4 protein-coding genes are annotated in these 5,514 nt (G+C 65.4%); all 4 read right to left on the reverse strand.

Annotated features, from left to right (window positions below):
- On the reverse strand, nucleotides 1-847 hold an 847-nt coding region (gene rfbA, locus ACY693_RS14355; RefSeq protein WP_462322503.1), incomplete at its 3' end, for a glucose-1-phosphate thymidylyltransferase RfbA.
- Nucleotides 848-860: 13 nt separating this feature from the next.
- Nucleotides 861-1,919, reverse strand: a complete 1,059-nt coding sequence (rfbB, locus tag ACY693_RS14360; protein ID WP_462322504.1) for a dTDP-glucose 4,6-dehydratase — start codon at nucleotides 1,917-1,919, stop codon at nucleotides 861-863.
- Between the two features lie 94 nt (nucleotides 1,920-2,013).
- A complete protein-coding gene (locus ACY693_RS14365; protein ID WP_462322505.1) occupies nucleotides 2,014-4,407 on the reverse strand; it encodes a RelA/SpoT family protein in 2,394 nt (797 codons plus the stop codon).
- 148 nt (nucleotides 4,408-4,555) lie between these two features.
- Nucleotides 4,556-5,514, reverse strand: a 959-nt coding sequence (locus tag ACY693_RS14370; protein WP_462322506.1) for a DUF1015 domain-containing protein, incomplete at its 5' end; no start/stop codon positions are given.

Genomic DNA, 5,514 nt, shown 5'->3' on the forward strand with positions numbered 1-5,514 from the left:
AGGCGCCGGAGCCACTCGTGCGCAGCGGCTCGGCCACTGCGCGCAGCGCTTGCTCGTCGATCCAGCCGTTGGTATACGCGATCTCCTCAGGGGCGCAGATCTTGAGGCCTTGACGCTTCTCGATGGTCTCGATGAAGTTGCCCGCTTCGATCAGCGATTCATGGGTACCGGTGTCGAGCCAGGCGATCCCACGGCTGAGCCGCTCGACATGCAGTTGGCCTTCCTCCAGGTAACGGCGATTCAGATCGGTGATCTCGAGCTCGCCGCGCGCTGAGGGCTGAAGCTCGGCCGCGTAGTCGCAGGCGCGCGAGTCGTAGAAGTAGAGCCCGGTGATCGCGTAATTGGAGCGGGGCTTAGCCGGCTTTTCCTCAAGTCCGACGACGCGGCCCCCGGCGTCAAGCTCGGCGACACCGTAACGCTCAGGGTCCTGCACCCAATAGCCAAACACGCTGGCGCCCTCGGTGTAGGCAGCCGCGGCGCGCAGATGCGTGCGCAGCCCACCACCATAGAAGATGTTATCGCCGAGGATCAGACAGGATGGTGCCCCAGCCAGGTAATCGCGACCGATGATGAAGGCCTGCGCGAGGCCACCCGGCTCCGGCTGCACCGCGTACTTGATCTGCACGCCCCATTGGCTGCCGTCGCCGAGCAGCCTATGAAAGGCCGGCGCATCCTGAGGGGTGGTGATCACGAGCACCTCACGAATGCCCGCCATCATCAGTACCGCAAGCGGATAGTAGATCATCGGCTTGTCGTAGACCGGCAGCAGCTGCTTGCTGATGCTCAGCGTGAGTGGATGCAGCCGGGTGCCGGAGCCTCCAGCGAGGATGATGCCTTTGCGTGTCATGCTGAGGCGTTCCTCAGGCCTGGCCGCCGAGGCGCTCGCCCCGATAGCTGCCATCGGTGACCCGGCGGGTCCAGTCCTGGTTGCCGAGATACCAGCTCAGGGTGCGGGCGAGTCCGGTCTCGAAGGTCTCGGCCGGTTGCCAGCCGAGCTCGGTCTGGATCTTGGTTGCATCGATCGCATAGCGCCGATCATGGCCGGGGCGGTCGCTGACGAACTGCTTGAGCTGGCTGTGCGGGCGATGCGCTGAGTCGGGCAGCGCCTCGTCGAGCAGGCGACAGAGGGTGTCGACCACCTCCAGATTGGTGCGCTCACTGTCGCCGCCGATGTTGTAGACCTCGCCCGGTCGGCCGGCCTCCAGCACTCGGTCGATGGCGCGGCAGTGATCCTCGACATAGAGCCAATCGCGAATGTTGCCGCCGTCGCCATAGATCGGCAGTGGCTCGCCGGCGATGGCCTTGGCGATCATCAGCGGGATCAGCTTCTCCGGGAACTGGTAGGGGCCGTAGTTGTTGGAACAGTTGGTGGTCAGCACCGGCAGTCCGTAGGTGTGATGCCAGGCGCGCACCAGATGATCGGAGGCCGCCTTGGACGCCGAGTAGGGTGAGTTCGGCGCATAGGCCGTGGTCTCGGTGAACCTGCCGCTCGGCCCCAGGGAGCCATAGACCTCATCGGTCGAGACATGCAGGAAGCGAAAGGCCTCGCGCTGCCCGACCTCGAGCTCGCTCCAGTAGCCCCTGACGCTAGCCAGCAGGTTGAAGGTGCCGACCACATTGGTCTCGATGAAGGCGGCGGGGCCATCGATCGAGCGGTCGACATGGCTCTCGGCCGCAAAGTTGACGACCGCGTCGACCTGGTATTCCCGCAGCAGGTGTCCAACCAGGGCCTGATTGCCGATATCGCCTTCGATGAAGACGTGCCGCGGATCATCGCGAAACTCGGCGAGGCTGTCTGGGTTGCCGGCGTAGGTGAGCTTGTCGAGATTGATGATTCGCTCGGCGCCTTGGTGCATCTTTAGATGTACGAAGTTGCCGCCGATGAAACCGGCGCCGCCGGTGACGAGGAGGGTGCGCATGATGTGAGAGGGGCCTTCCTGAATAAGCTGACAATGATACCACCCGAGTCTTGGTGGTTACCTCCGTGCGACACTCTCGCGCTCAATGTCGCCCTCAATGGCTGGTGCGGCGCACCTCGATCACATCGGTCAGCTGGCGCAGCTTGGCGCAGAGCTGCTCGAGCTGCTCGACGTCGCTGACCTCGACCCGGAAGCGCATGCTAGCGCGATCATTGGTTGCATCGGTCTGGGTCTCAGTGGCGATGACATTGGCATCCTCGTCCGCGAGCACCGACGAGACGTCGCGCAGCAGCCCCTTGCGGTCAGCCGCACTGATGACGATGTCAACGGGATAAGCGGCATGGGCTGGCTGCTCGGACCACTCGACCTCGATCAGTCGCTCCTGCTCCTCGTCGGCCAGCTTGGCGATATTGGCGCAATTTGCACGATGTACCGCAACCCCGCGGCCGCGGGTGATGAAGCCAATGATCGAGTCATGGGGGACCGGATGGCAGCAGCTTGCGATCTGGGTCATCAGGTCTGGCACGCCGGCCACGATGACCTCCGGTCGGCCATGGGGTTGACGCTTGCGCCGACCTTGGGTCAGTTGCACCGCCTGCTCGGTCTCGAGGATCGCGTCGCGGCGCTCCTGACGCGGCTCGCCGACCTGGCGTGCGGCCGTGCCGACCGAGAGATCGCCACGGCCGATCGCAGCCAGGACATCATCGCCGCGCTGCAGGTTGAAACGCTCTGCGAGCTGCTCCAGCGGTGCCTTGGCCTCGATGCCAAGGCGCGAGAGCTCCTTATCGAGCAGGCTTCGACCCTCGGCGAGGTGACGCTCAAAGTCCTGCTGCTTGAACCACTGGCGCACCCGATTCCGCGCCCGCGAGGTGGTCAGATAGCCGTGATGGACGCTCAGCCAATCACGGCTCGGCGCAGCGTTCTTCTGGGTGATGATCTCGACCGTCTCGCCGCTAGCGAGCTTGTGGGTCAGGGGCACGATCCGGCCATCGACCCGAGCGCCCCGGCAGTGATGGCCGACCTCGGAGTGGATCGCGTAGGCGAAGTCGAGCGGCGTCGCGCCAGGCGGTAGCTCGATGACCTTGGCCTGCGGGGTCAGCACGTAGATGCTCGCGGCGACCTCCCGCTGCGGTGGCGGCGCGCCCTCCTGCGTCGGCGAGGGCTCCGCGCCGGCAGCAGGAGCGATGCTCGCATCCGTGGCGCGGCCGGAGCTCGACCCGGAGCTCGACCCGGAGCTCGAGCCAGCCCCAGCGCGGGCTTCTGCACCAGCGCTGGTATCGGTGCTCGGCTCAGCCTCCAAGGTGCGCTCGAGCCAGTTGCGCATGAGGACGATCCGGCGCTGGAAGGCCGCGTCATGCCCAGCGGCCTCCTTGTAGGCCCAGTGCGCAGCGATTCCATACTCGGCGTGCTGATGCATCTCCTGGGTGCGAATCTGCACCTCGAGCACCTTGCCGTCGGGTCCAGTGACCGCGGTATGCAGCGAGCGATAGAGGTTACCCTTGGGCTTGGAGATGTAGTCGTCGAACTCGTCCGGGATGTATGGCCAGAGGCTGTGGACGACACTCAGCGCCGTGTAACAGTCGTCCTCGGAGTCGACCATGATGCGCACCGCGCGCAGGTCGAAGATGCCGTCGATATCGACGCGCTTGCGTTGCATCTTGCGCCAGATGCTGTAGATATGCTTCGGCCGGCCGGTGATGCTTGCATGCAGGCCGATGCGGCTGAACTCGTGCTGCAGGCTGTCGATGACAGCAGCGATGTACTGCTGACGCTCGTCGCGGCGCTCGCGCAGCAGGCGTGCGATGCGCTGGTACTCGGTGGGCTGCGTGTAACGCAGCACGAGGTCTTCGAGCTCCCACTTGAGCTGCCAGACCCCGAGCCGGTTGGCGAGCGGGGCGTATAACCGCGTGGTGTCTTCGGCAAGCTCGTGCAGCCGCTTGGGAGGGAGATGCTTGGCCGCACGCATCAGATAGAGCCGCTCGGCGAGCACGACGAGGATGGCGCGCACGTCCTCGGCGATCGCAAGCAGCATGCGCCTGAGATTCTCTTCGCGACGGGCATGCTCACGTGGCTTGTCGCGTGGCTTGTCCCGTTGGCCGCTTGCCGCCTTCGGTTCCAGCTCAGCGAGCTGGGCGATGCGACCGAGGTCCTGAACCATCCGGGAGACGCCGGCACCGCAGCGTGCATCGAGCGTGGGCGCGTCGATCTCACCGCGCCCGATGCATCCGCCCAGCAGGGCGGCGCAGAGGGTCTCGGTATCCAGTCGAAGCCCCATCAGGATGTCCGCGGTACCGAGCCGGTGGCGCGCGGCGCTCTCGCCGGTCTCGAGCAGCTCGTCGCCGACGCAGCGTTGCATCAATGCGATGGCATCGGCGATGCGCGAGCGGGCCTGCTCGTCATACTGCGCGGGGATCTGCTCGAGCCAGAGTGCGGCGGCCTGATGGTCGTCGATCTCGGCGGTGGGAAGGGTTGTTCGCGGCGTGACCATGGCGTCTATCCCGGTCGCGATCGGGCTTCAGGCCCGCTGAGTGTCCTTTGGGCGGCTATTGATCGGCGCGGTGAGCCAGCCCGGAAGCTGATCCGGGAGGCGATCCAATGAGAGGCGCGTCACAAGGTCCATGGAGCCAATGCGCAGCTCATTCGAGCAGATGGCTGACCAGGCCATCGGCGAGCTTGGGCTCGAACCAGGTCGACTTCGGCGGCATCAGCGCATTGGCATCGGCCACGGCCAACAGGTCCTCCATGCGGGTTGCCGGCAATGAAAACGCGGCCGCCATCTCGCCGCTGTCGACGCGAGCGCTGAGCCCCTCGAGTCCGCGGATGCCGCCGACGAAGTCGATCCGCTCATCGCGGCGCGGATCACTGATGCCGAGCAACGGCTTGATGAGCTGATCGTGGAGCAGACTGACATCGAGTCGGCCGATCGGGTCTGTCGCCGGTATCCGCTCAGGTGCAAGGCGCAATCGATACCATCTCCCTCCAAGGTAGAGTCCTACCTCGCCCCGGTCAGCGGGCGCCACCGGCTGCGCGCTTGCTTCCACTTGATACGCGTCTGCAACACGCGCCAAGAATCGCTCGGCGGTCAAGCCGGCTAGGTCTCGTACGACGCGGTTGTAGGGAAGGATGCGCAGCTGATCATGTGGGAAGATCACGGCCAGAACATGCTCGCTCGGATGCGCCCCAGCGTCATCGCTTGAGTCGATCGTCGCGGTTTGCTGCTTGGCTTGTCGGGCCTCGGCGACACGCTCGGCGGCCGCGGCGCGATGATGGCCATCTGCGATATAGAGACGCTCGACGGCCTCGAATGCCTGGCTGAAGGCGTCGATCTCATCGCGGTCATCGATCGACCACAGTTGATGGCGGACCCTGTCCGCGGCACTGATGTCGATGACGGGCGGGCGTTGACAGATCGCCAGCAACCGTTCGTCAATCGTCGATGCCGCGCGGTAGGCTAAGAAGACCGGCCCCGTCTGGGCGTTGAGGGCGCTGATCTGGCGCATCCGGTCCTGCTCCTTCGCCGGACGGGTCAGCTCATGGCGACGGATGCGCCCTTCTCGATAGGCGGCGACCGAGGCGGCAGCGACGAGCCCCGTTT

It is taken from the genome of Halochromatium sp. (assembly GCF_054919635.1).

Excerpts from the sequence above, each read along its gene's own strand:
- ACY693_RS14365 (WP_462322505.1), bottom strand. The coding sequence starts at position 4,407 with ATGGTCACGCCGCGAACAACCCTTCCCACCGCCGAGATCGACGACCAT.
- rfbB (WP_462322504.1), bottom strand. The coding sequence starts at position 1,919 with ATGCGCACCCTCCTCGTCACCGGCGGCGCCGGTTTCATCGGCGGCAAC.